The sequence below is a fragment of the Streptomyces sp. MS191 genome (assembly GCF_008042125.1).
Taxonomy (GTDB): domain Bacteria; phylum Actinomycetota; class Actinomycetes; order Streptomycetales; family Streptomycetaceae; genus Streptomyces.
The window spans coordinates 57179-81746 of sequence record NZ_RDBI01000040.1 but is presented as its reverse complement, the minus strand read 5'-3'; the positions used below and the strand labels follow the sequence as shown (position 1 = coordinate 81746).

Sequence of the window (24568 nt, the reverse complement as noted above, 5' to 3'; positions counted from 1 at the left end):
GTTCGGCCTCCGCCCGGTCCTCTCCCGGCCCCTCCGGACGGGCGCCGGCGGGGGCTAACTCGGCCAGGTGGTAGGCCTGGTCGGGGAAGGCGCGGGCCCGCTACCCCCGCCGGTCCGGTACGCCCGCCCGCTCCCGCAGCCTGCCGAACTCCTCGGCCATCGCCTCCAGGGTCCAGTGCGCGTTCAGCCCGCTCGGATTGGGCAGTGCCCAGATCCGCGTCCCGCCGATCGTCCGCTCCTGCGGCCCGATCACCGCCTTCCGCTCCCCGAAGGCCGTGCGGTACGCCGTGATGCCGACCACCGCCAGCCACCGCGGGCGCACCCGCTCGACCCGCGCGGTCAGCTGCCGGCCGCCCTCCCGGAACTCCTCGTCGGAGAGCTCGTCGGCCCGGGCGGTCGCCCGCGCCACGACGTTCGTGATGCCGAGCCCGTACGCGAGCAGCTCCTCCTGCTCCTCGGGCCGCAGGAGCCGCGGGGTGAAGCCGGACAGATGGAGCACGGGCCAGAAGCGGTTGCCGGGGCGGGCGAAATGACGCCCCGTCGCGGCCGACATCAGCCCCGGGTTGATCCCGCAGAAGAGGACGGAAAGGCCGCCCGCCACCACGTCGGGGATGACGCGGTCGCGGGCGGCCTCGAGCTCCTGCGGGGTGAACCCGGTCAGAGGATCGACCCGGGGGTGTACCCGGCGGCCTCCGGGTGCTGCTTGACGATCTCCTCGACACGGGAGACGACGACGGCGACCTGGTCGGCGGCGGCGCCGGTGAAGGACAGCTTGTCCGCCATCAGCGCGTCGAGCTGCGCCCGGTCCAGCGGGATCCGCTCGTCGGCGGCCAGCTTGTCGAGCAGCTCGTTGCGCTCGGCACCCTGCTCGCGCATGGCGAGGGCGGAGGCGACGGCGTTCTCCTTGATCGCCTCGTGGGCGACCTCGCGGCCGACACCGGCGCGGACGGCGCCCATGAGGACCTTCGTCGTGGCCAGGAACGGCAGGTAGCGGTCCAGCTCGCGGGCCACGACGGCCGGGAAGGCGCCGAACTCGTCGAGCACGGTCAGGAAGGTCTCCAGCAGGCCGTCGAAGGCGAAGAACGCGTCGGGCAGCGCGACCCGGCGGACCACGGAGCAGGAGACGTCGCCCTCGTTCCACTGGTCGCCGGCCAGCTCGCCGGTCATCGAGGCGTAGCCCCGCAGGATGACCATCAGGCCGTTCACACGCTCGCAGGAGCGGGTGTTCATCTTGTGCGGCATCGCGGAGGAGCCGACCTGGCCGGGCTTGAAGCCCTCGGTCACCAGCTCGTGACCGGCCATCAGACGGATCGTCTTGGCGACCGACGACGGAGCGGCCGCCAGCTGCACGAGCGCGGTGACCACGTCGTAGTCGAGGGAGCGCGGGTAGACCTGGCCGACCGAGGTGAAGGCCTCGGCGAAGCCGAGGTGACCGGCGATCCGCTGCTCCAGCTCCGCCAGCTTGGCCGCGTCGCCGCCGAGCAGGTCGAGCATGTCCTGCGCGGTGCCGACCGGGCCCTTGATGCCCCGCAGCGGGTAGCGCCCGAGCAGGTCCTCCAGGCGGCCGTACGCGACGAGCAGCTCGTCGGCGGCGGTGGCGAAACGCTTGCCGAGGGTCGTGGCCTGGGCGGCGACGTTGTGCGAACGGCCGGCCATGACGAGCTCGGCGTACTCCCCGGACAGCTTGCCCAGCCGGGCGAGGACGGCGACGGTGCGGTCGCGCATCAGCTCCAGCGAGAGCCTGATCTGGAGCTGCTCCACGTTCTCGGTGAGGTCGCGGGAGGTCATGCCCTTGTGGACGTGCTCGTGACCGGCGAGGGCGTTGAACTCCTCGATCCGGGCCTTCACGTCGTGGCGAGTGACCTTCTCGCGCTCGGAGATGGAGGCGAGGTCGACCTGGTCGAGCACGCGCTCGTAGTCGGCGAGGGCCTCGTCGGGAACCTCGATCCCGAGGTCCTTCTGGGCACGCAGCACGGCGAGCCACAGCTGACGCTCCAGCTTCACCTTCTGCTCGGGGGACCAGAGGACGGCGAGCTCCGCGGAGGCGTAGCGGCCGGCCAGGACATTCGGGATGCGGGGCTTTGCAGTCGCAGCAGTCACGTGACCAGAGTTTACCTGCCGTCCATAGAGGATCTGCCACGTCCATGGCGCACACGAAAATGCAGGTCAGAGGCCGGTCACCCTGATGCCCGTCCACGGGCCTGTGAGACAAGTGTGAGACGTCTGTAGTAGCAACAGACGAAGGCCCCGCCGGCCATTCGGTGGGGCCTTCTGGGCCTGCGTGGCCGGCCTACGTCTCTGGCGTTGCCTCGTCTTCCGCGGCAGCCAGGACGATCCGCCGCACCTGCTGGCGGGTGTAGCCGGTCGCCTCGCAGATGTCTTTCTGGGGCAGCTCGTCGGCTGCTGCTTGTCGGATTGCCTCGGCCAGCTCGACGCGCAGGATCTCCGTGCGCGTCTCGGCTTCCCTGAATCGGCCGGCCAGGTACTCCAACGATCGCTTGTCCATGCAGGTCAGTGTCGCATTCATCGTCATGGAACATGACGTTACTCTTCTTGGCGCTAGATGCCTAGGTCCAGAAGCGTTGACAGGGAACATCGTGTTCCCTACGGTAGTCCTTGCCACCCCGAAAACGGGAACGGCCCCAACCGGTGGTTGCACACCGGCCAGGGCCTAGGCATCGACCCTTCCAGAGAGGGACCGAACCATGAGCGACACCGTACAGCGTGCTGCCCGCATCCCCGTGAACTTGCTGCCGGGCATCCCGGCCCAGCCGGCGCCGCAGCCTCGGATCGTGCCCGCCATCGTCGGCCGCGGGGGCCGCAGCATGCAGGTCTACATCGAGTGCCCCGAGTGGTGCACGAACGACCACAGCACGGGCAATGTCGAGCTCGAGGACATCACGCACTACTCGGCGTCCGACGTCGCGCAGGTCCCGACGTTCTTCAACGCCGACACCTCGCACACGGACCTGACGCTGACCATCTCGTCCGACCCGACCTCCTCTGACCCGCGCAGCCGCGAGGCCCACCTGCTGGTCGACACGGGCACCGACGAGGAGGCCCGCCTCACGCCGGAGATGGCCGAGGAACTGGCAGACGACCTCATCGCGTTCGCGTCGCAGCTGCGGCACAAGGCCCGCCAGGTGGCGACGTTCAACCGCAAGCAGGCCCGCCGATGACCGAGCGCGACCCCCTCGAGGGGATCTCTCCCGAGCGTCTGGCCTGGCACCAGGGCGCCCTCGACGGTGACCCGGTCGTGTGCGCGGCGCCGCAGCCGGGCAAGCCCGACTTCCCGTGCGTGTGGAACCGGTCGGCCCACCTGGAGCACCGGGACGTGTTCGGCCGCACCTGGCGGGACTACCCCGAGGAGCCGCTGCGGGTGGCCCGTAAGGCGCCCGTCGTCGATGGCATGGTGACCGTCCAGACCGGCGACCACGGTCCGGTCCGGGTGGCCGAGCCGTCCTGGTGCACCGGCATCCACGCGACGGAGGCCTACCGGGAGGACATCGAGCACCAGGGCGTCGAGCACGACGCCGAGATCCCGACGCCCTGCCACGGGCCGGTGCCGGTGCTGAGCGTGTCCCTGGCACAGCGGCCGTTCTCCCCGATCGACGGCCGGGTCCACGCGCTGCTGCAGATTGATGAGGATCTGCACGAGCTGAACGCGGCCGGGCTGGACACGGCAGCCGACCTGCTCGTCGAGCACGCGGCCACCCTGCGGAAGCTGGCCCGCCAGCTGTCGGTGCTGGAGGCCCAGGGATGACGTCGAAGTGGCCGATCCCGCGGCCGACCGAGGCCGCCGCGATCCGCGCGGCGGCCCTCGGGTCCCGGCCCGTCCCCCCGATTCAGGTGGTCCTTGCCGACCTGCTCGCCGCGAACCAGCTGGGCGACAGGCACGGCGTCAATCTCTGCGCGCACAAGGCAGCGCGCGTAGCCCTCGGAGAGGTGGGCGAGCAGTGAAGAACATCGACCCCGGACGGGCCCTGGCCGTCGCGGCCGGCCTGGTCATCATCGCGCTGACGGGTGCCGCGTTCTGGCTGTCCTACGCGCACCTGGCCGAGGTTGCCCTGGGGCACGGTCTCGGCGCTGCTGAGATCCGGGCGTGGGCCTGGCCGGCGACCCTGGACTTGTTCATCGTGGCCGGCGAGCTGCTGATGCTGCGGGCCGCGCTGGCGAAGAAGGTGGATCCGTGGGCGATCGGCCTGACCACGGTCGGCTCGCTGGGCTCCATCGTCCTGAACGTGGCCGGGGTGACCGGCACCCGGAACCCTGCCGAGGTTCCGATCCTGGACTACGTGGTCGCGGCCGTACCGCCGACCGCGGCCCTGCTCGCCTTCGGCGCCCTCATGCGGCAGGTTCACCAGGCCCTCGCCGCCCGGGACCGGGTGACCACTCTCCACACTGTGGAGACTCCCGAGGTGACCGTCGAGCGGGACCACCTTGTGGATGTTATCCACGAGGTTCCGGCCGCCGAGGTGGTCGGCCGTCCGGTGATCGAACTGCCTGCCGCATCGCCGGTGTGGGACGACTTCACGACCAGCAAGGTCACCACCGCCGTACCCGCCGAGACGGCCCGCCAGGTGGTCACCGAGCAGATCACCGTCACCCCTGCTGATCTGCGGCGCAAGGCCCGCACCCTGCACCGTCAGGTGGTCAGGTCCGGCGGGCGGGGCGTGACCATCGACCAGCTGCGAGACGAGTTCGGACTGTCCCGCCGAGAGGCGACCCAGCTCCGCCGCGACGTGGTCACCGAGGGGGCGTCGTGAGCGACATCGAGAGGGCCGCCCGCGATGCCGTCGAGGCCGCCGACAACAGCCAGCAACTGGCCATGGTGATGGCCCTCCTGCAGGCCCAGCAGCTCACCCAGCAGCCGGTACAGCAGCCGGCCCCGGTGCAGCAGCAGAGCACCGGCAAGTGGATCGCGATCGGGGTCGGTGCCCCGTTCCTCGCGGTCACCCTCGCCATCTCCGTCATCGCGTTCGCCATCACGGCGGTCGCCCTGACCATCTGCGTACTCGTCCTGCGCGGCCTGTGGGCCGACTACCAGAAGGGCCGGAAGTGATGAGCGGCAACGACCCCAACTACCCGAAGCTGACCGCGGGCGAGCATGCCCGGATCGCGTGGAACGTGGCCCGCATGTGCAAGCGCTCCATGGCCGGCGAGAACGTCCACCAGGCCGACCTCGAGCGCAAGGTCGACCGGATCATCGACAAGGCCCGCAAGCGCGGCGAGCAGGGCAAGTAATCCCAACCCGAGAAGTAGCAACCCGAGAGGAGCCCAGTCATGGGCCTGTTCAGCCGCAAGACCGGAACGAGCAGCAGCACGCCCCCGGCGACGAACCCGCGTACCGGCCAGCCCTTCCAGACAGACGAACAGTTCTGGTCCGGCCTGGCCGCTGACGCCGACCGGCGAGCTGCGAACGCTGACAGCAAGGTCGGCCGGAAGGCGATGGAGAAGAACGCCCGCGACTTCAGGCGGCTGGCCAAGCGCAGCAGTTAGCAACACCACGGGGCGGCCGTCACCTGCCAGGGAAACCGGCCGCCCCGTGCCCCTAACCACTCTGAGAGCAGTAGGAGTGACCATCATGACCGACATCCTGGACCGGCCCGTCAACGGCCACCCGATCGTCAAGGTGAACCTGCTCAAGCCCCGTTACACCGTCGTCCCCGACCAGCCGGCCGTGACGGAATCCGTGACGGAATCCGACGTCGTCGAGGCGGTCGACCTCCCGGACAACCCGCTCGCCGACTGGCTGACCGTCCCCGACCTGCCCGTCCTGCCCGTGTGGGCCCGCACCCCGGCCCTCCTCAAGGCCAACACCCAGGCGCTGGGCCGGCTGTGCTGGTGGCACACCCGCTTCCACGGCATCCGCGTCCCCAAATACGCGGTCAAGACGGTGTGGCTGGCCTCCCGCGGCTTCTACCGGGCCACCGTGGGCCTCTGGCCGACCCTGTCCGCCCAGGACCACACAGCCGCCGTCAAGGCCCTCAAGGCACAGAGCAAGGCCAAGCCCGAAGACGTCGACCTGGCCGCCCGCCTGCAGATGGCGCACGCCGCCCGCACCCAGACGCGCCGTTGGCGGTTCGGGGCCGCCGCGGTGGCCGTCGCCGGCGCCGCCATCGGTATCTACCTGGCGCCGCCCTTGCTGCAGACCGGCATCGGCGGGGCGATCGTCACCCCGCTCGCCTACCTCGGCCGCGGCGAGCACACGCAGCTGCTCGACCAGGCCGCCCCGCCGCTGCGCGTCGACATGAGCGCCCAGCAGCTCAACGACGCCCTGCGCGCCGCCGGCCTCCTCAAAAGCGGCAAGGGCGACGACGAAGGACCGAAGGTCGCCTGTGTCATGGGCCCGGTCCGCGACGGCTGCGGCTGGGCGGTTGTCTTCGATCTGCCGAAGGGCGGCGGGAAGACTGCTGCGGACGTCCTGGCGAAGCGGACCACCATCGCCGCCGAGCTCGGCGTAGACGAGATCCAGGTGGTCATGGCCCGTGTCCGCCGGGCTCAGGGCGGCAACGCCGGCCGTGTGTCCATGTGGGTCGCCGACGATGACCCCTACCTGGCCGACCCGGTCCCCTCGCCGCTGGCGAAGATGGACAGCTTCTCCATCTGGGACCCGATCCCGTTCGGGCACGACGCCCGCGGCAACCGCGTCGCCGTACCGGTCGTGTGGCAGTCGATGTTCTTCGGCGGCCTGCCCCGCCGCGGCAAGACGTTCACGCAGCGGCTCATGACCGCGGCCGGCCTGCTCGACCCCTACGTCCGGCACTACGTCGCCGACTTCAAGGGCGGCCAGGACTGGATGCAGATGCGGCAGGTTGCCCACCGCCTGGTCCTCGGCGCCGAGGATGATGCGATCGAGGCGTTCAAGGCGATGCTGGCCGAGCTGCTGACCGAGATGGAACGGCGCTTCGCGATCCTGCGGGAGCTCCCGACTTCCGTCTGCCCCGAGGGCAAGCTCACCCCGGAAATCGTTCAGCGCTACAACATGCCGTTCGTGTTCTTCACCGTCGATGAGCTGCAGGAATGCTTCATCGCGATGAGCGACGAAAAGGAGCGCAAGGCCGTCATCGACGACATGGCGCGCATCGCCCGCCGCGGGCCGGCCGCCGGGCTCGTCTCCAACTACGCCTCCCAGCGGCCCGATGCCGAGAGCGTGCCGACCAAGCTGCGGGAGATCATCACCATCCGGGCGTGCACGCAGGTCACCGACCAGACGTCCTCCGACATGGTGCTCGGCAAGGGCAAGGCCTCGATGGGCGCCGACGCGTCGGTCCTCTCCGAAGACCACAAGGGCGTCGTCGTCCTGGTCACCGGCCCGGCCAGCTTCGCCACGGTCAAGAACGACCTGCTCACCACGGCCGAGTTCAACGCCCTGTGCGCCAAGGGACGGGCCATGCGCAAGGAAGCCGGCCAGCTCACCGGTGACGCGGCCGGCGACGTCATGACCGAGGCCGGCGAGCACGGGTACCGAGTGCCGGCCGTCATCTCCGACGTGCTGGAGGCGATGCGGCACGCGCCGCGGATGTTCTCCCGCGACCTGCTGCAGCGGCTCGTCACTATGGACGAGGACACCTACGGCGACTGGGACGAGACCCAGCTGGCGAAGGAGCTGGAGCTGGCGGGCGTGAAGCGCACCAGCAAGCAGGTGAAGATCGATGGCACCAACGGCGCCGGCTACCAGCGGCGCGACATCGAGGGCGCCATCCCGGCCGAGTACCTGGCCGGGTAGAGGGGGAGGGCGCTACTTCGCCCCCTGAAACGACCCCTCGCCCGTACTTCCTGGCAGCCTCTCGAGGGCCCCTAAAGTAGCGGGGCCCCTTTACCCCGGTAGCAGGGGCGGTAGAGGGCTCTGACCTGCAAGGTAGTACGGGTAGAGGGGGACAGACGGGCCCCCCGGCTTCACGGCCGGGGGCCTTTTCTGCGTCCGGTCACCTCCCGTTTCGTCGGGCTCGGGTCGCAGCGAGAGCCGGCTGCAGGGTCGCTGCCACACGTCCGTCAGCGCGGCCATCGACGTAGGCGGACAGGGTCGGGCCGTCCTCGACGACGAGCGTCAGCCGGTCGCCCGGCTGAATCCCTCCGCCCAGCCCGGCAGCGGCAGCGCTCGAGAGCGCCTGCCACTGGGTCGGTGTGAGGATCGCCTCGGGTGCCCCCAGGCCGTTGTAGACCGGGGTCCACCCAGGCTGGAGCCAGCCGCCGCTGTCGTAGCCGCCAGGCCGGTTGTACGCGCGCGGGAGAGAGCCGTAGCGCGAAAGGGCGTACCTCATCGACGCGTAGATGTTGGCCAGAGGGTTGGTCGAGACGCCGTAGGCGAACGGGCCGACGCCGGCCATCTTCCCGGCGTAGGCGCGGAACGTCGGGCCGATGACCTGCATTAGACCGACGGACGGGTGCCCGGCGATCCAGTTGGAGTCCCAGCGGTTGACGATCCTTGGGGACACCTGGGGGACACGGGGGCACTCGTTATCCGGACTCTTCGAAGGGCTTCACGAGGGTGTGGAGCTTGGCTCTGTTCGGCCCGGGACTCACCTCCACATAGCCTTCGTCAACCAGGGCAGCCAGGGCCGTGCGGGTCACGTCCTTCTTGCCGCCCACTCGGTCCTGGACGTCGTTCACACCGAGGGGTGCCGTCGCCTTCTCGAGGGCAGCCGCGATCTTCTTCATGACCTGCTCGGGACGGAACGGCTTGTCGTCCTCGACGGGCGGGTACAGGGATGCCTCGGTGAACGTGGCGTCGTGCGACTTGAGGACGAAGTCGGCGAACCAGTGCATGCCGCTGCTGTGGGGCAGCGAGTGGCGCCGCAGCTGGCCGGGGCGGTCCTTGGCGATCCGGACGGTTGTCTTACCGGTCAGCCCGATACCGAACGGTGTGCGGTTCTCCAGGACGTACATGGCCCCGTTGATGCCGTTGAGCTTGTGGACTCCGCCGATGGCGTACCGGCCGCGGCCCTCGCGGTCCTTGGTGACGTGGTCGAGCGTGGCGACGGCCGCGCCCATCTCGGCGATGGGCCGCAGCAGCATGCGGCCGAACTTGGCGATGTCGGTGTTGTCCTTCAGCTCCATGCCGTGCATCGCCATGCCCTCGGTGACGCCGTCGACGGGGACGAACGTGGGCCGCAGGTCGTTGAGGGCCTGGCCGATCTCCAGTCGGTTGATGCCGACCGTGAGGGGTTCCTCGGGGCGGATGTAGGCGAACCGGTCGCGGATGTCCTGGGCGGTGGCGCCGAGGGCGAGCAGCCGGCCGACGACTCCGGGGGCGTCGTCCTCGAAGTCGAGGAACACGACCGCGTTGCCGGCGGCCAGCTCGGAGGCGACGGCCATGAGGGCGAACCAGGTCTTGCCGCCCTCGGACTCGCCGACGACGGAGTGCATGCGGCCCGGGTAGAACAGGCCGATGCCGTCGTTGCGGCGTCCGATGGTGGGCTGCGGTGCCTGGTAGGTGCCGTCGAGGACGTCCTCGAGGTCTCGTGGCCGCCAGGTGGGTACCGGCGCGACTGCGGCTTCGGCTACGGCCAGCCGTGGTTCAGGCACCGTGAGGCTGGTAGCTTCGGGCGGGCCTGCGCCCCAGTCCTCGGGCCACATTTCGGGGTAGGTCACGCAGCCCCTCCAAGTCCGCTGCTGCGGTTGCGCGCGAGCATGTCTGCGTGGCGCTGGTTGAGTTCGTCGAGGGTGGGGCCGTGCCAGGACGGCACGCGGTAGGCGAGGGCGTTGTCGAGGTCTTGGGCGATCTCGTCGCCGAACTTGCGCCACATCTCGGCGAACAGGAGGGCGCCGGCGAGCTTGCGCGGGTCGTCGGGCTCGAGGGCTCGCCAGGCGAGTGACGCGTAGTCGGGGTAGTCGCCGTCGAGGTAGTGCTGCTTGGCGGTGGCCCAGTAGTCCCGCAGGATGTCGCCGGGGTCGATGTCGGGCGTCTCCTGTGGCACAGTGGCTACGGACGTACCGCCCTCAGCGGAGTCTTCGTGAAATGCCCCGGATAGCAGCCGGGGCATTTCTGCGTTCTCGGTGGTCATGCAGCCTCGGTCTCCTTCGCGGGCCGGGATTCGCCAGACAGCAGGCGGACCAGGTCGGCCGTGATGACGACGTGGCGCGCACCGAGAGGGATCGTCTTAACCGGCGCGTCGCCGCGCTTGATCCGGTCGTGCAGGTGCTGCTTGCTGCAGCCGATTGCTGACGCTGCCTGCGGGACGCTGACGGTGGCCGGCCACTGCCGGATCTCGGCGAGGGTGGGCTGCGAGGGCTTCGTCATGCCGCCCGCCCGCTCTGCGGCATCCGCTGCTTGTTGATGAGGGCATGGAGAGCGTCGGCGGGGATGAGTCGACGCCCCATGAATTTGAAGCTCTCGAGCTCTCCGGACCTGATGAGCTCGAAGATCGTCGACCGGCCCAAAGAGGTGGCCTCGACTGCTTCGGTTACGGAGTAGCTGAGTTTGACGACGTGTGCATCTGACACGATCTCTCCTGCGTAAGTGGAGTCGCCTACGCATTCGACCGTAGCGGTATGCATCGGTCCATGCAAGTACGTGGCGTCACTTGCGCACCATGGAGGGCGATGCGATGCTGCGAGCATGGATTTCGTGGGAGATTGGCGTCTTACGTATCGACCTGGCGGCTGGGTCCGCGCCGCTGAGACTGGCGGCTTGGTGGTCTACCTGCAGTACCGGCCGACTGACGACGCGGCCCAGCGGCTCGACCCTTTCGCCGTGGTCGTGACCTCGAACGGCGCGATCAGTGGTCGGTCGTGGCGCCGGGTGCCGTTCGCTGACATCGGGATGCACGTGGCTATGGAGCCGGCGCGAGAGATCCTGATGGAGCCAGCTCAGGTAGACGCGCCCTCTGTCGAGCGGCTGGATGCCTACTTCACTGAAACGGCTCCGAAGTATGCGAAGTTGAGCAGTCTCATTCCTGCCCACCCGGCCAGCCCTGAGGCGGGCCCCGGAAGCCCGCCGCCCCTTCGGGCGCCGGATGGTCGAATCACGGATGAGTTCTTGCAGGAGCTCGCAGACTCCTATCGGTGGTTCATTGCGGCTAAGAGGCCGCCGGCGCCATCGATTGCCGCCCTCACGGGTGCCCCCGTCCGGACCGTGCATCGCTGGGTAAGCGAAGCGAGGAAGCGGGACTTCCTGCCACCTGCGCGGCGCGGGCAGGCTGGCTGATGGCGGAGCCCAAGAAGGTCGTGCTACGGGATGGCAAGGTGCGGTATCGGGTCGTGGTCGACGCCGGTTATGACGAGGCTGGCAAGCGGCTGCAGCTCACAATCACAAAGGACACCAAGAAGGAGTGTGGTGCCGAGAGGGACCGCATCCTTGCCCAGCGTGCCGCCGGAACCTTGATCGTTCCGAGCAAGGTCACATTGGGGGAGTGGCTTGAGCAGTGGCTGGAGTACAAGCGGCGCGACGTCGAGGAGACGACGATCCGCACGTACCGCCTCGCCCTGGTCCACGTCGTCGAGCGCATCGGACACGTCCGGCTGCAGGAGCTCACGGAGACCCAGCTGCAGGACTTCGTCGACGAAGTGGTGACCTCGGGTCGCAGGAAGGGTGGAGCGCCCGGCACTCGGTTGGCCGTGTCGACCGTCGACGGCATCCTGACCCGGCTCAAGGAAGCGCTGGGCCGGGCCGTGGTCCGCAAGCTCATCCCGGTGAATCCTGCCCAGTACGTGCGCGTCTCGCTGGTCGACAAGAAGACCGACAAGCGGGAGCGCACCCGGGTCGAGCCGTGGACCGTGGCCGAGGTGCAGACGTTCGTTCGCGGCATTGCCGAGGATCGGCTGTTTGCCCCGCTGCTGCTGTCCCTCATGGGACTGCGGCCGGCTGAGGTGTGTGGTCAGCGCTGGACGGACATCGACCTCGAGGATGGCATCCTGTCCATCACCGTCACGCGGACGATGATCGGTAACCATCAGGTGCTCGAGAAGGACACCAAGACAGCATCCGGCGAGCGGTCCCTGCCGCTACCCCGTGCCCCATGGGAGGCTCTGCGGCGGCTCCGTGCGCAGCAGGCCGCGGAGAAGCTGGCTGCCGGCGAGGGGTACACCGACTCTGGGTACGTCGTCGTCGACGAGCTGGGCGTCCCGCGGAACACCCGGCACCTGCGCGAGCATGCCTACCAACTGATGGCCGGCCTGGGGCTCCGCCGAGTGCGCCTGTACGACGCTCGGCACGCGGTGCTGAAGGCTCTGGCCCTGTCCGGGGTTCCCGACGTGATCCTCGCCGCATGGGCCGGCCATACGAACGCGGCCTTCACCAAGCGCAAGTACGTGTCCATCGAGGCGGAGGACATGAGGGCTGCGGCCGACGCTCTGGACGCGTTCCACGGCGGAGACCGGAAAGCCCTCCTGTGAGAGATTGTGAGAAATGATCTCTCACGACGTCTCACATTCGATGTCTGACCTGCGAGAAGAGTTTCACCCGTAGAACAGTGACCAGATTCTACTGGCGGTTTCTGCAGGCCAGTGACACGGTCGCCTTCGTCTCTTGCTACGAGACGCCCGTCACTCCGGTCGCCGGTCGCGGTGCCCGGCGCCCCACCCGGGGGCGCCGCGAGTGCCCCGTGCCGCCGGTGGGGCGCTTCTCACACCACCGGGGGTTCGAAGGGCAGCAGGTCCGGGCGCTTGGCCGGGCGGCCGTCCCCGGAGGAGCGGCCGGTCAGGCGCCGGCCGATCCAGGGACCGAGGTACTCCCTGGCGAAGCGGGCGTCGTCGACGCGGCGGGTCACCCACCGAGGGCGCGTCGCCGCGGGCAGCGGGGTCGTCCAGTCGCACTCGGCGGCCAGGCCCAGGCCCTGCCAGACGGCCTCCGCCACCCGCCGGTGCCCCTCGTCGGTGAGGTGCAGACGGTCGACGTCCCACATCCGCGGGTCGCCGAGGGCGGGCGTGCCGTACAGGTCGACCACCAGGGCCCCGTGGCGCGCGGCGAGTTCGTCGACATGGGCGAACAGCTCCTCCATGCGCGGCCGGAAGCGCTCCATGACGGGGCCGTTGCGTCCCGGGCTGCGCATCAGGACCAGTTGCCCGCAGGACGGGGCGAGCCGTTCGACGGCCTCGGTCAGCAGCCCCCGTACGCGACCCATGTCACATCGCGGCCGCAAAGTGTCGTTCAGCCCGCCGACCAGCGTGACCACGTCCGCCTTCATGTCGGCGGCCACGTCCACCTGTTCGTCGACGATCTGGCCGATGAGCTTTCCGCGGACTGCGAGGTTCGCGTATCGGAATTCCGGGGTACGCGCCGCGAGACGCTTCGCGAGGAGGTCGGCCCATCCCCGGTAGGAACCGTCCGGCAGTCGGTCCGACATACCCTCGGTGAAGCTGTCGCCGACGGCGACAAGACTTGTGTAGGTGGCATTCATCTCCATGGCGGTGCGATCATACCGAACGGTATGGCTCTCGGGCCGTCGGAGCCCGGGAGGGGAGACCGTGAGCGACACGCTCGAGAACACGCTGGCCGAGGCGCTGGCCGAACTGGTGACGGTCGTCGAGACCTGCGACGCGGACACCCTCGACCCGGACACCGCCGTGACATGGCTGGAGAGCACGGGGTACCTGCTGAACAGGCTCCCGGTCGCCGAGCGGCACACCCTCGACCGGCTCTTCCGCGACGCCGCGCTCCGCCGGCCGCCCGGCGCCTGGCGCGAGCGGATGCTCAAGGTCTCCGAGGGCTTCGGGCTGGCCGAGGACGCGCACGGGGCCGCGTGCGACGCGGTGGAGCGGTACACGCGACGCCTCGTCGAGACCGTCCGGCACGCCGACCCCGCCACGCCCGTCCCCACCTGCCCCGGCTGGACCCTCGCCGACCTCGTACGGCACGTGGGCACCGTGCACCGGTGGACGGAGCACCTCGTGCGCACCGGGGCGACCACCCGGGTSCGGGCCGCGAAGATCCCCCTCGACCTGCCGACGGGACCGGCCGGACTGCCCGACTGGCTGGCGGCCGGCGCCGAGACGGCCCTGGCCACGCTGCGCGCCGCCGACCCCGGGACCCCCGTCTGGTCCCCGGGAGGCGACCCCCACGTCCGGTACCACCCGCGCCACGTGCTCTTCGAGACCGTCGTGCACCTCGCCGACGCCGAACTCGCCCTCGGGCGCGAGCCCGGGCTCGCGCCCGGCACGGCGGCCGACGGGATCGACGCCTTCCTGGAGGACCTGCCCTACCTGCCCGGGGCCGCCGAACAGGTCGCGCGACTCGACCGCGACGGAACGAGCATCCGTCTGACCGCCACCGACTCCGGCGCGGCGTGGACCGTCGTCCTCGGCGGCGGCGGCTTCACCTGGCACCGGCGCGGCGAGAGCGAGGCATCGGCCGCCGTCGAGGGAGCCGCCGCGGACCTGCTCCTGTTCGTGTACGGGCGCCGCGGCGCCGATGACCCGTGCCTCACCGCCTCGGGCGACCGCACGCTGCTGGACGCCTGGGGCGCGGCGACCGCGCTGTGACGGCGCGGGGCTCGGAGCCCCGCGCAGGACCTCCCCGCAGTGAGACGGGACCCGGCCCCACGTGGGGCCGGGTCCCGTCTCACCGCCACGCCTCACGCGGCGGGCTCGGCCGCCGGCGCGCGGCCTCACGCGGGGGCCGGATCCCGGCCCGCCGTCACGGCGCCGCGGGGCGGCCCACCAGCTCCCGCAGCACGTCCTCCATCGTGACGAGGCCGGCCAGCTTGCCGTCCTCCCCGAGGACCGCCGCGAGGTGGGTGCGTCCGCGCCGCATCGCGGTCAGGACGTCGTCCATCGGCGAGGCCGCCCGGACCCGGGCGATCGGCCGCAGGGCCGAGACCGGGAACGGCAGATCGCGCGGGGTGACGTCCAGGGCGTCCTTCACGTGGAGGTAGCCCAGGATCCCGCGATCCGAGTCCACCACCGGGAAGCGGGAGAAACCGGACCGCGCCGAGAGCGCCTCCAGCTCCTCGGGCGTCGTCCCCACCGCGGCGTACACGACCTTCTCCACCGGCATCACCACGTCCCGGACCGGACGGCGGCCCAGCTCCAGGGCGTCGTGCAGCCGCTCCGCGGCCCGGTCGTCGAGCAGACCGGCCACACCCGCGTCGGTGACCATCCGGGCCAGCTCGTCGTCCGAGAAGGTCGCCGAGACCTCGTTCTTGACCTCCACGCGCAACAGCTTGAGCAGAGCGTTCGCGAAGGCGTTGATCGCGAAGATCACCGGGCGCAGCGCCCGGGCGAGCGTCACCAGCGGCGGGCCGAGGAGCAGCGCCGTACGGACCGGTTCGGCCAGCGCGACGTTCTTCGGGACCATCTCGCCGAGCAGCATGTGCAGATACGTCGCCAGGGACAGCGCGATCACGAACGAGATCGGGTGCACCAGGCCGTGCGGCACGCCGATCGCGTCGAAGACCGGCTCCAGCAGGTGGGCGATCGCCGGCTCGGCGACGATGCCGAGCACCAGGGTGCAGAGCGTGATGCCGAGCTGGGCGGCGGCGAGCATCGCCGAGACGTGCTCCAGGCCCCACAGGACGCTGCGCGCCCGCCGGTCGCCCTCTTCCGCGTGCGGCTCGATCTGACTGCGGCGCACCGAGATCAGGGCGAACTCCGCGCCGACGAAGAAGGCGTTCACGACCAGGGTCAGCAGACCGATCAGCAACTGGATCGCGATCATCGTCCCGCCTCCCCGTTCTCGTCCGTACGGCGGTCCGTACGGCTACGGCGGTCCGTGCGGCGGTCCGTACGGCCGTGTGCCCGGGACCCGGCGGCGCCGGAGCCGCCCGGTCCGCCGTCCGCCGCGCCGTCGCGCGCGTCCTTGTCCCCGTCCTCGTCCGGCTCGTCCGGCGGCGCGTGCATCAGCACCCGCGCCGCGCGCCGACCGGTGGCGTCCACCACGTCGAGCCGCCAGCCGGCGAGCTCCACGCTGTCCCCCACGGCCGGGATCCGGCCCAGCTCCGTGGCGAGCACGCCCGCCAGCGTCTCGTAGGGGCCGTCGGGCACCCGCAGGCCGATCGCCTCCAGCTGGTCGGTACGGGCGGCGCCGTCCGCGGACCAGAGCTCGCGCCCCTCCGTGTCGGCACCCGCCCGTGCCAGGTCCGGCGTCTCGTGCGGATCGTGCTCGTCGCGGACCTCGCCGACGACCTCCTCGACGATGTCCTCGAGGGTCGCCACGCCGGCCGTGCCGCCGTACTCGTCGATCACGACCGCCATCGTCTGCCGGCCGGACAGCCGGTCCAGGAGCTTGTCCACGGTCAGCGTCTCCGGCACCAGCAACGGCTCGCGCAGGATGTCGCCGATCCGCCGGCGCGGCCGGTCCTCGGCCGGTATGGCCAGGACGTCCTTGATGTGGGCGATCCCGACGACCGCGTCGAGGCTGCCCCGGTAGACGGGGAAGCGGGACAGTCCGGTCGCGCGCGTCGCGTTGGCGACGTCCTCGGCCGTGGCCTGCACCTCCAGCGCCGTGACCTGGACGCGCGGGGTCATCACGTTCTCCGCGGTCAGCTCGGCGAGGTTCAGGGTCCGGACGAACAGCTCCGCGGTGTCCGCCTCCAGGGCGCCCTCCTTCGCGGAGTGCCGGGCCAGCGCCACCAGCTCCTGCGGGGAGCGGGCGGACGCCAGCTCCTCGGCCGGCTCCAGCCCGAACCGGTGCACGATGCGGTTGGCGGTGTTGTTCAGATGGCTGATCAGCGGCCGGAAGGCGGCCGTGAAGACCCGTTGCGGGGTCGCCACCACCTTGGCCACCGCCAGCGGGGAGGAGATCGCCCAGTTCTTGGGGACCAGCTCGCCGACGACCATCAGGACGACGGTGGACAGCGCGGTGCCGATGACCAGGGCCACCGAGGAGGCGACCGCGGGGGAGAGCCCGAGGTCCTCCACCGGCCCCCGGATCAGCGCGGCGATCGAAGGTTCGGAGAGCATGCCGACGACCAGGTTGGTGACGGTGATGCCGAGCTGCGCGCCGGAGAGCTGGAAGGTGAGCGACTTGACGGCCTTGAGGGCGCTGGCCGCGCCCCGCTCACCCCGCTCGACGGCGGCTTCGAGCTCGCCGCGCTCGACCGTGGTCAGCGAGAACTCGGCCGCGACGAAGGCGCCGCAGGCGAGTGACAGCAACACCGCCACGAGGAGCAGGAGCACTTCGGTCATCGGTTCACCTCCGTCCCATGATCAGTCAGGGGGAGGAGGATCGCTCGATGTCGGTCCCGGTCGTGTCGCAGCGTGCTACTGGGAGGCTCGCCCATGGGCGGACGCTCACACCTTTCGGTCGTCGTGGAAGAGGAAGCACCCATGGTAAAGGATGGGCAAAGCAGGGTGGCGATCAGGCCGTGAGCGGCTTCACCCAACGGGTCCACTGGTCCTGCGGCCCGTAGGAGGCCGCCCGCCAGGCGTGCTGCCCGAGCGCGTTGCGGTCGAGCACCATCGCGTCCGCCCGCCGGCCGCCGAGCCGTACGAAGTGCTCCTCGGCCGCCGCGAGCAGCGCGCCGCCGACCCCCCGCCGGCGGTGGTCGGGGTGCACGGCGAGCCGGTAGAGGTGACACCGCCAGCCGTCGAATCCGGCGATGACGGTGCCGACGAGTTCACCGTCGTGCTCCGCGAGGATCAGGGCCTCGGGATCGCGGGCGACGAGCCGCTCGATCCCGTCCCGGTCGTCGCTGATGCTGGTCCCCTCGGCGGCGGTCTTCCAGAAGGCGAGCACGTCGTCGAGGTCGGCCGCCACGGCGGCGCGGATGCGCGGTTCGGTCATGGGCCGCATCCCATCACCGGCCCCGGGGGGCCGTCGACCATGTTTCGCCATACGGGCGGGCCGGGTGCCGTTCCGCCGGCACGGCCGGCCGGCCGCGAGCCCGCGGCGCGCCCCGAGCCCCCGGGCCCGCCGCCTCACAGCCTTCGCGCCGTGCCCAGCACACAGAACGACGACGGCAGCCGGGGCCCGTCCTCCGGGACCGTGAACGTGCGGTACGCCGTCGGCTCGAAGCCCGCCGCCTCGATCGCCGCCAGCGGATCGCGCGCCGTGTGGCACCCGCCGAACAGCAGCGGCCACACCGTGCGGTCCAGCGCCCGCTGGGTCCGCGCCATACCCCGCCCCGGCGCCAGACCGTGTTCGAAGAAGCGGAGTTCGCCGCCAGGACGCAGCACCCGGTGCAGCTCCGCGAGCGCCCTCGGCACGTCGCGGACGGTGCACAGCACCAGCGAAGCCACCGCCGCGTCGAAGGCCTCGCTCTTGACCGGCAGCGCCTCCGCCGCACCGGGGACCACGTCCACCGGGACCTCGGCGCGCCGTCCGGCCTCGACCGCCAACCGGCGCAGATGTCGCTCCGGTTCGACGGCCACCACCTCGGACACGGTGCCGGGGTAGTGCGCGAAGTTCAGCCCGTTCCCCGCCCCGACCTCGATGACCCGGCCCGACAGCCCGGCCAGCAGCTCCGCCCGCAGGGCGCCGACGCCGCCCTTGTCGTCGGCGGAGACGCTGAACCGTGCGTAGAAGCGGGCGAAGAGCGGATGGTGGACGGCGTCCCGGGGGACCCGGGTCGTACGCGGTGACATCGCGGACCTCCTCCGACGCGCGGGAGCGCGGACACGGACGGGGAGATTCTCCCCCGTACCGCCCCGATCAGCCCGTCACGAAGCAGAACTCGTTGCCCTCCGGGTCGCGCATCACCTGGAAGGAACCCTGTTCGTCCGCGACGATCCCGCCGTTCCGCACGGCTCCGAGCCCGGTCGCCTCGTCGGCCGCCGCGTCCACCGCGGCCACCTCCAGATCCAGGTGGACCCGGTTCTTGGCCGTCTTCCCCTCGGGAACCCGCTGGAAGGCGAGCCGGACGAACTCCGGCGGGTCGACGTACGACCAGTCGGGACTCCGGTCCACCGGCGCCCCGCCCAGCAGCCCGGCCCAGAAGCGCACCAGGGCCGCGGGGTCGGCGCAGTCGAAGACGATCTCCTGAACGTGTGCGCGCATGCCCTCAGCCTACGGAGATCACGCCCGGTGCGCCGAGGAGAAGGAATCCGCGTCCCATTCGCCGCCCAGCGCCGGGGCGATCCAGGTCCGCGCGGCCCCCCGGAACGCCGCCGGCTCGAGCGCGCCCGCGCCGGCCGGCACGGCCCCGAGCAGCGGCGCGCCGGCCGCCTCGGGCAGGTCGGTCAGGTTGCAGCGCTCGGCCAGGTCCGGAGCGGCGGGCCAGCTGCCGATCACCACACCGAGCTGCGCGACGCCGCGCGCCCGGAGCGCCTCGGCGGTCAGGGTGGTGGAGTTGAGGGTGCCGAGCCCGGCCGGTGTCACCACCAGGACCGGTGCGTCCAGCAGCCGGGCCACGTCGGCGAGCGTGCCGCCGTCCGCGTCGAGGCGGACGAGGAGCCCGCCGGCCCCCTCCACCAGGACCAGATCGTGCTCCGCGGCGAGCTTCGTGGCGGCGGTGGCGATCTCCGACGGGCCCACCGGCGCCATCCCCGCCCGAGCGGCGGACGTGGCGGGCGCCAACGGCTCCGGGAAACGGGCCAGTTCGACCGACGCGGCGGCGCCGGAGAGCCGGACGGCCTCGTCCGCGTCCCCGCGTTCGCCCGGCCCGAGTCCGGTCTGCGCCGGCTTGAGCACGGCCACCGACCGCCCGGCCGCGGTGGCCGCGGCGGCCACCGCGGCGGTCACGATGGTCTTCCCGATCTCCGTACCCGTACCGCTGACGACGATGACGGTCATGGTGTGCTGCGTCCTTTCCGAGGACCCGCCGCCAGTGCCCTGGCGGCGGGCGGAGTTCCGATCGGCCGGAGCCGGACGCCGGGAGCCGTCGTGCGGCCCCGGCCCTCCGGCCGGCCCGTGGTGCCGGGGCGCGGACCCCGGAATTCCTCCGCGGTCCGCGCCCCCGCCTGGCTTCGGGGCGGAAGCGGTCAGCCCGCCGCGGCCGCCGCGCGGACCGCCTCGCAGATGCGGGCCACGTCCGCGTCGCCGGTCACGAACGGCGGCATCGTGTAGATCAGGTCGCGGAACGGCCGCAGCCACACGCCCGCACGCACCGCCGCCTCCGTGGCCGCCGCCATGTCGATCTCGTGGTCGAGCTGCACGACACCGATCGCGCCGAGCACGCGCACGTCCCGGACACCGGGCACGTCGGCCACCGTCGCGAGCCCCTCGCGGAGCCCCGCCTCGATCCGCTTGACCTCGACCGCCCAGTCCTGGGACAGCAGCAGGTCGATCGAGGCACAGGCCACCGCGGCGGCCAGCGGATTGCCCATGAACGTGGGGCCGTGCGCCAGGACCGGGACCTCGCCCCGCGAGATGCCGTCGGCGACCCGCGAGGTGCACAGCGTCGCCGCCATCGACAGGTATCCGCCGGTCAGCGCCTTGCCGACGCACATGACGTCCGGGGCGACCCCGACGTGGTCCGCGGCGAACAGCGCGCCCGTGCGGCCGAAGCCGGTGGCGATCTCGTCGAAGACCAGCAGCACGTCGTGCTCGTCGCACGCCTCGCGCAGTACCCGCAGGTACTCGGGAGCGTGGAAGCGCATGCCTCCGGCACCCTGCACGACCGGCTCCACGATGACCGCGGCCAGCTCCTCCGCGTGCTGCCCGATCCGCTCGCGGAGCGGCTCCGCGTACGCCTCGTCGTACTCGGCGGGCGGTGCGTCGACGAACACCTGCTTCTGGAGCACGCCCGACCAGAGGTCGTGCATCCCGCCGTCGGGGTCGCACACCGACATCGGCGTCCAGGTGTCGCCGTGGTACCCACCGCGCCAGGTGAACAGCCGGTGCTTGCCCGGCCGGCCCACCGAGCGCCAGTACTGCAGGCACATCTTGGCCGCGACCTCGACGGCGACGGAACCCGAGTCGCTGAGGAAGACGTGCCGGAGCGGACCGGGGGTGATCTCCACCAGCCGGGCGGCCAGCCGGACGGCCGGCTCGTGGGTGAGCCCGCCGAACATGACGTGGCTCATCCGGTCCAGCTGGTCGCGGGCCGCCTCGTTGAGCACGGGGTGGTTGTAGCCGTGGATGGCCGACCACCACGAGGACATGCCGTCGATCAGCTCGGTCCGTCCGTGCACCGGCTCGGCGAGGCCGAGGCGCACACCGGACGCGGACGCGACGACCAGCGGGTCCGTACGGCCCGGCATGGGGCCGTACGGATGCCAGACGTGCGCCCGGTCCAGGGCCAGCAGTTCGCTGTTACGCATTCGGCGCGAGGTCCGTGCCGGCGCCCCGGCGCCGCACCGCGACGAGGTCGGTCCGGGCGTTCGGGCCCTCGCCCTCCCCGGCGGACCCGGCCGCCGCCACCGGCGCGGCCTCCGCGGGCGCCGCGTGCCCGCCGCACGGGCCGCAACCGCCGCCCTGCTCGTGCGAGCCGCAGCCGCCGCCCGCCCCGGCCTCGGCGTGCGAGCCGCAGCCACCCGCCGCCGCGGCGGCGTCGACACGGTGCCTCGGCAGCGTCGTCGTGCCCGCGCCCTCCACCTCGAAGCCCGCGTCCGCGATCATGTCGAGGTCGGCCTGACCGGCCTGCCCCTCGCTGGTGAGGTAGTCGCCCAGGAAGATCGAGTTCGCGATGTTCAGGGCCAGCGGCTGCATCGAGCGCAGGTGCACCTCGCGTCCGCCGGCGATCCGCACCTCCACGTCGGGGCAGACGAACCGGACCATCGCCAGGATCCGCAGGCAGCGCTGCGGGGTGAGGTGCCACTCCTTGGCCAGCGGCGTGCCCTCGAAGGGGATCAGGAAGTTCACCGGCACCGAGTCGGAGTCCAGCTCGCGCAGCGCGTACACGACGTCGACCAGGTCCTCGTCGCTCTCGCCCATGCCCGCGATCAGACCGGAGCACGCCGACAGACCGGCGGCGTGCGCCTTCTGCACGGTGTCCACGCGGTCCGCGTAGGTGTGCGTGGTCGTGATCTCCCCGTACGTCCCCTCGGACGTGTTCAGGTTGTGGTTGTACGCGTCGGCTCCCGCGGCCCGGAGCCGCTCCGCCTGGCCGTCCGAGAGCAGACCGAGGCACGCGCAGACCTCGACGCCCTCGTTCTGCTCCTTGATCGCCTCGATGGTCTTGCCGACCCGGTCCACGTCCCGGTCCGTCGGACCGCGGCCGCTCGCCACCAGGCAGACCCGCTTCGCGCCGCCCGCGACACCGGCCGCGGCGGCCTCGGAGGCCTCGTCGGGCTTCAGCCAGGTGTACTTGAGGATCCCGGCCGTCGAGCCGAGGCGCTGCGAACAGTACGAGCAGTCCTCGGGGCACAGCCCGGACTTCAGATTGACCAGATAGTTGAGCTTCACCCGGCGTCCGAACCACTGGCGGCGCACCTTGCCGGCCGCGGCCACCACATCGAGGAGTTCGTCGTCGGAGGTCGCCAGCACGGCGAGCGCTTCTTCACGGGTCGGCAGCTCGCGCCGAAGCCCCTTGTCCACCAGCGTGTTCAGCAGGTCCATAAAGGCTGATCCTCGCTTACCGCACACCCCGCGGCCAAGGAGGAACTGAACAAACGAGGCCGTTTGATGTGTGGGCATGGCCACACCCTGACCTTGCCCGCGGAGCGTTAGGGTCTGTGCGCTGCCTACAAAAGGATCTGCCGCATGCATCGGGACGAGGACACGCGCCGCACCGCGTTCGACTGGACCGAGGCCGAGGCGCGCCGGCGAGCGGACGCCGGGCTCGTCCGCACCCTGCGGCCGCGCTCCGCGGAATCGGAGCTCCTCGACCTGGCGAGCAACGACTACCTCGGCCTCACGCGGCGCCCGGAGATCACCGAGGCGGCCGCCGAGGCCGCCCGCCGCTGGGGCGCGGGCTCCACCGGCTCCCGGCTGGTCACCGGCTCCACCCGGCTGCACGCCCGGCTCGAACGCGAACTCGCCGAGTTCTGCGGCTTCGAGGCCGCCCTCGTCTTCTCCTCCGGCTACACCGCCAACCTCGCCGCGCTGACCGCGTTGAGCGGCCGCGACTCACTGATCGTCTCGGACGCGGGCAACCACGCCTCGATCGTCGACGGCTGCCGGCTCTCGCGCGCCGAGACCGCCGTCGTCCCGCACGTCGACCCGGAGGCGGTGCGCAAGACGCTGCGCGCCCACGACGGCCGACGGGCCCTCGTGGTCAGCGACTCGGTCTTCTCCGTCGACGGCGACAAGGCCCCCCTGGCGGAACACGCCGGGGCGTGCCGTGACCACGGCGCCGCGCTCGTCGTCGACGACGCCCACGGGCTCGGCGTCCTCGGCCGGGGCGGCCGGGGCGCGCTGCACGAGGCCGGCCTCGCCGGCGACCCCGACGTGGTCGCCACCCTCACCCTCTCCAAGTCGCTGGGCAGCCAGGGCGGCGCCGTCCTCGGCCCGGCCCGCGTCATCGAGCACCTGGTCAACACGGCCCGGACCTTCATCTTCGACACCGGCCTCGCCCCCGCGGCGGCCGCCGCGGCACTCGCGGGCCTGCGCCTGATCGAGGAGGAGCCCGCGCTCGCCGGCCGCGCCCGGACCGTCGCCACGACCCTGTACCGGCTGCTCACCGAGGCCGGCCTCACCGCCGCGCGCCCGGACGCGGCCGTCGTCTCCGTACGCGCCCCGTCGCCGGACGCGGCGCTGCGGTGGGCGGCGGACTGCCGCGAACAGGGCCTGGCCGTCGGCTGCTTCCGTCCCCCGTCGGTGCCCGACGGCATCTCGCGCCTGCGGCTGACGGCCCGGGCGGACCTGACGGACCTGGAGATCGGCAAGGCGGTCTCGACGATCCTCCGTACGGCCCCGCCGGCCTGACGTCCCGGCCCGCCCGTTCCGCCGTTCCGCCGCCGTACGCGCGCCGCCCGGCCGCACCTGCCGCACGTCCTCAAAATCCCCTGCCTGTAGCAGAGTTCACCGCTTCGGGCGATAGATATATGCATATCTTGGTGGATCGACCCTCATGGTGGCACGAGAAGTGGCACTCTGGCGCGAAGCGCAATCCGGGGCTGGCCCCGGTGGGAAAGGGACAGCGTCGCCATGGCAGATCAGCAGGAAGCAACCGTCACTCTGCCGAGCGATCCGGCCTCGGTCTCCGAGGCCCGGAGGTACGTCGCCGACGTCCTGACCGGATGGGGGCTCGCGGGCGGCAGCGACACCGCGGACACCGTCCGGCTGATCGTGTCGGAGCTCGCCACCAACGCCGTCCAGCACACCTTCGGCCAGTCGCCCACGTTCACCGTCGACGTCCGTCTGGTGCGCGAGGAGCAGCTCCACATCGGTGTCACCGACAGCTACCCCCGCTGGCCGAGACGCCTGCCCGCGGCGGTCCAGCAGGACAACGGCCGGGGCATGGTCATCATCCGCATCCTCACCGCCGAGGCGGGAGGCCGCCTCTCGGTCACGCCGACCGACGAGGGCGGCAAGACCGTCTGGATCAATCTCCCGTGGACGGCGTCCCCGAACTAGGGCGTGTTGCGAAAGTCCCGCCTGCCCCACGACGCCTGGCACGCCCGCTCGCTGCGTTGTCGGGATCGCCCGAGTACACCCAGTACGAGGGCGACCCTCCGCCTTGCGATCGCACGCACCAGACGCCGCGGGGCCCGCCCTCCGGGCGGACGGCGCTACTTTCGCAACACCCCCTAAAGGGTGTTGCAGAAGGTCGGGCTTTGGCAGGCCAAAGTGGCTTCTGGTCTGCTGTTTTACCGTGTCATGGCGAGGTTGTGCATGGTGGCTACGGCCTGGACGGCGTGGTGGAGGCCG

General features: G+C 71.4%; 30 protein-coding genes. 13 read left to right on the top strand and 17 right to left on the bottom strand.

What is annotated here, in order from left to right; genetic code table 11:
• Positions 1-100: 100 nt before the first annotated feature.
• The 3 genes from mug to EAO71_RS07170 form a co-directional block, all read right to left on the bottom strand.
• The gene (gene mug, locus EAO71_RS07180; RefSeq protein ID WP_147979158.1) at positions 101-661 is read right to left on the bottom strand and encodes a G/U mismatch-specific DNA glycosylase; all 561 of its coding nucleotides are present in this window, start codon (positions 659-661) and stop codon (positions 101-103) included.
• A complete protein-coding gene (gene purB / locus EAO71_RS07175; protein ID WP_147976948.1) occupies positions 658-2100 on the bottom strand; it encodes an adenylosuccinate lyase in 1443 nt (480 codons plus the stop codon). Before purB ends, mug begins: the two co-directional genes overlap by 4 nt.
• A 190-nt stretch (positions 2101-2290) precedes the next feature.
• Positions 2291-2533 (bottom strand): hypothetical protein, encoded by a 243-nt coding sequence (locus EAO71_RS07170; protein ID WP_147976947.1) that lies wholly within the window; start codon positions 2531-2533, stop codon positions 2291-2293.
• 172 nt (positions 2534-2705) lie between these two features.
• Between EAO71_RS07170 and EAO71_RS07165 the strand changes: the two genes are divergently transcribed.
• The 8 genes from EAO71_RS07165 (at position 2706) to EAO71_RS07130 (ending at position 7729) form a co-directional block, all read left to right on the top strand.
• Entirely contained in the window at positions 2706-3179 is a 474-nt protein-coding gene (locus tag EAO71_RS07165) for a DUF6907 domain-containing protein (RefSeq protein WP_147976946.1), read from the top strand.
• Positions 3176-3763: a DUF6907 domain-containing protein gene (locus EAO71_RS07160; RefSeq protein WP_147976945.1), complete on the top strand. Its 588-nt coding sequence runs from the start codon at positions 3176-3178 to the stop codon at positions 3761-3763. Before EAO71_RS07165 ends, EAO71_RS07160 begins: the two co-directional genes overlap by 4 nt.
• Positions 3760-3960: a hypothetical protein gene (locus EAO71_RS07155; RefSeq protein ID WP_147976944.1), complete on the top strand. Its 201-nt coding sequence runs from the start codon at positions 3760-3762 to the stop codon at positions 3958-3960. The genes EAO71_RS07160 and EAO71_RS07155 overlap by 4 nt, the downstream gene beginning before the upstream one ends.
• On the top strand, positions 3957-4766 hold the full coding sequence (locus EAO71_RS07150; RefSeq protein WP_261992051.1) for a DUF2637 domain-containing protein: 810 nt from the start codon (positions 3957-3959) through the stop codon (positions 4764-4766). The genes EAO71_RS07155 and EAO71_RS07150 overlap by 4 nt, the downstream gene beginning before the upstream one ends.
• Positions 4763-5062 (top strand): hypothetical protein, encoded by a 300-nt coding sequence (locus EAO71_RS07145; protein WP_147976943.1) that lies wholly within the window; start codon positions 4763-4765, stop codon positions 5060-5062. The genes EAO71_RS07150 and EAO71_RS07145 overlap by 4 nt, the downstream gene beginning before the upstream one ends.
• Positions 5062-5244 carry a DUF6257 family protein gene (locus tag EAO71_RS07140; protein WP_147976942.1) on the top strand — a complete coding sequence of 61 codons (183 nt, stop codon included), beginning with the start codon at positions 5062-5064 and terminating at the stop codon, positions 5242-5244. The genes EAO71_RS07145 and EAO71_RS07140 overlap by 1 nt, the downstream gene beginning before the upstream one ends.
• Before the next feature lie 39 nt (positions 5245-5283).
• The gene (locus EAO71_RS07135) at positions 5284-5499 is read left to right on the top strand and encodes a hypothetical protein (protein ID WP_147976941.1); all 216 of its coding nucleotides are present in this window, start codon (positions 5284-5286) and stop codon (positions 5497-5499) included.
• Between the two features lie 85 nt (positions 5500-5584).
• Positions 5585-7729 (top strand): FtsK/SpoIIIE domain-containing protein, encoded by a 2145-nt coding sequence (locus tag EAO71_RS07130; protein WP_147976940.1) that lies wholly within the window; start codon positions 5585-5587, stop codon positions 7727-7729.
• Positions 7730-7928: 199 nt separating this feature from the next.
• Here the strand turns inward: EAO71_RS07130 and EAO71_RS07125 are convergent, their stop codons facing one another.
• The 5 genes from EAO71_RS07125 to EAO71_RS07105 all read right to left on the bottom strand — a co-directional run bounded on the left by EAO71_RS07125 (position 7929) and on the right by EAO71_RS07105 (position 10446).
• Positions 7929-8438: a lytic transglycosylase domain-containing protein gene (locus EAO71_RS07125; RefSeq protein WP_147976939.1), complete on the bottom strand. Its 510-nt coding sequence runs from the start codon at positions 8436-8438 to the stop codon at positions 7929-7931.
• Positions 8439-8460: 22 nt separating this feature from the next.
• Positions 8461-9594, bottom strand: a complete 1134-nt coding sequence (locus EAO71_RS07120) for an AAA family ATPase (RefSeq protein ID WP_261992050.1) — start codon at positions 9592-9594, stop codon at positions 8461-8463.
• Positions 9591-9920: a hypothetical protein gene (locus tag EAO71_RS37530; protein WP_187282589.1), complete on the bottom strand. Its 330-nt coding sequence runs from the start codon at positions 9918-9920 to the stop codon at positions 9591-9593. The genes EAO71_RS07120 and EAO71_RS37530 overlap by 4 nt, the downstream gene beginning before the upstream one ends.
• Positions 9921-10003: 83 nt before the next feature.
• Complete coding sequence (locus tag EAO71_RS07110) at positions 10004-10243, bottom strand: helix-turn-helix transcriptional regulator (RefSeq protein ID WP_147976938.1); 240 nt, start codon at positions 10241-10243, stop codon at positions 10004-10006.
• Entirely contained in the window at positions 10240-10446 is a 207-nt protein-coding gene (locus EAO71_RS07105) for a helix-turn-helix domain-containing protein (protein WP_261992049.1), read from the bottom strand. Before EAO71_RS07105 ends, EAO71_RS07110 begins: the two co-directional genes overlap by 4 nt.
• A 187-nt stretch (positions 10447-10633) precedes the next feature.
• On the opposite strand from EAO71_RS07105, the gene EAO71_RS07100 reads away from it, so the two are divergent.
• Together EAO71_RS07100 and EAO71_RS07095 are read left to right on the top strand one after the other, a co-directional pair.
• A complete protein-coding gene (locus EAO71_RS07100) occupies positions 10634-11149 on the top strand; it encodes a hypothetical protein (protein ID WP_147976936.1) in 516 nt (171 codons plus the stop codon).
• The gene (locus EAO71_RS07095) at positions 11149-12336 is read left to right on the top strand and encodes a site-specific integrase (protein ID WP_147976935.1); all 1188 of its coding nucleotides are present in this window, start codon (positions 11149-11151) and stop codon (positions 12334-12336) included. The genes EAO71_RS07100 and EAO71_RS07095 overlap by 1 nt, the downstream gene beginning before the upstream one ends.
• Positions 12337-12566: 230 nt before the next feature.
• On the opposite strand, the gene EAO71_RS07090 is transcribed toward EAO71_RS07095, so the two are convergent.
• Positions 12567-13346, bottom strand: a complete 780-nt coding sequence (locus tag EAO71_RS07090; RefSeq protein ID WP_147976934.1) for an SGNH/GDSL hydrolase family protein — start codon at positions 13344-13346, stop codon at positions 12567-12569.
• Between the two features lie 61 nt (positions 13347-13407).
• On the opposite strand from EAO71_RS07090, the gene EAO71_RS07085 reads away from it, so the two are divergent.
• Positions 13408-14421 (top strand): maleylpyruvate isomerase family mycothiol-dependent enzyme, encoded by a 1014-nt coding sequence (locus tag EAO71_RS07085; protein WP_147976933.1) that lies wholly within the window; start codon positions 13408-13410, stop codon positions 14419-14421.
• Positions 14422-14575: 154 nt separating this feature from the next.
• On the opposite strand, the gene EAO71_RS07080 is transcribed toward EAO71_RS07085, so the two are convergent.
• The 8 genes from EAO71_RS07080 to bioB all read right to left on the bottom strand — a co-directional run bounded on the left by EAO71_RS07080 (position 14576) and on the right by bioB (position 22315).
• The gene (locus EAO71_RS07080) at positions 14576-15595 is read right to left on the bottom strand and encodes a hemolysin family protein (protein ID WP_147976932.1); all 1020 of its coding nucleotides are present in this window, start codon (positions 15593-15595) and stop codon (positions 14576-14578) included.
• Positions 15592-17064, bottom strand: coding sequence for a hemolysin family protein (locus tag EAO71_RS07075; RefSeq protein WP_261992048.1), 1473 nt, complete (start codon positions 17062-17064; stop codon positions 15592-15594). Before EAO71_RS07075 ends, EAO71_RS07080 begins: the two co-directional genes overlap by 4 nt.
• Positions 17065-17236: 172 nt before the next feature.
• Complete coding sequence (locus tag EAO71_RS07070) at positions 17237-17662, bottom strand: GNAT family N-acetyltransferase (protein WP_147976931.1); 426 nt, start codon at positions 17660-17662, stop codon at positions 17237-17239.
• A gap of 134 nt (positions 17663-17796) precedes the next feature.
• On the bottom strand, positions 17797-18462 hold the full coding sequence (locus EAO71_RS07065) for a class I SAM-dependent methyltransferase (protein WP_147976930.1): 666 nt from the start codon (positions 18460-18462) through the stop codon (positions 17797-17799).
• A 67-nt stretch (positions 18463-18529) separates the two neighbouring features.
• Positions 18530-18874: a VOC family protein gene (locus EAO71_RS07060; RefSeq protein ID WP_147976929.1), complete on the bottom strand. Its 345-nt coding sequence runs from the start codon at positions 18872-18874 to the stop codon at positions 18530-18532.
• 18 nt (positions 18875-18892) lie between these two features.
• Positions 18893-19609: a dethiobiotin synthase gene (gene bioD, locus EAO71_RS07055; protein WP_147976928.1), complete on the bottom strand. Its 717-nt coding sequence runs from the start codon at positions 19607-19609 to the stop codon at positions 18893-18895.
• Positions 19610-19797: 188 nt separating this feature from the next.
• On the bottom strand, positions 19798-21078 hold the full coding sequence (locus EAO71_RS07050) for an adenosylmethionine--8-amino-7-oxononanoate transaminase (RefSeq protein WP_147976927.1): 1281 nt from the start codon (positions 21076-21078) through the stop codon (positions 19798-19800).
• Positions 21071-22315 carry a biotin synthase BioB gene (gene bioB, locus EAO71_RS07045; protein WP_147976926.1) on the bottom strand — a complete coding sequence of 415 codons (1245 nt, stop codon included), beginning with the start codon at positions 22313-22315 and terminating at the stop codon, positions 21071-21073. Before bioB ends, EAO71_RS07050 begins: the two co-directional genes overlap by 8 nt.
• Before the next feature lie 144 nt (positions 22316-22459).
• Here bioB and EAO71_RS07040 point away from each other — a divergent pair, with 144 nt between their 5' ends.
• Entirely contained in the window at positions 22460-23623 is a 1164-nt protein-coding gene (locus tag EAO71_RS07040) for an 8-amino-7-oxononanoate synthase (RefSeq protein ID WP_147976925.1), read from the top strand.
• 222 nt (positions 23624-23845) lie between these two features.
• A complete protein-coding gene (locus tag EAO71_RS07035) occupies positions 23846-24274 on the top strand; it encodes an ATP-binding protein (RefSeq protein ID WP_147976924.1) in 429 nt (142 codons plus the stop codon).
• Positions 24275-24568 lie beyond the last annotated feature (294 nt).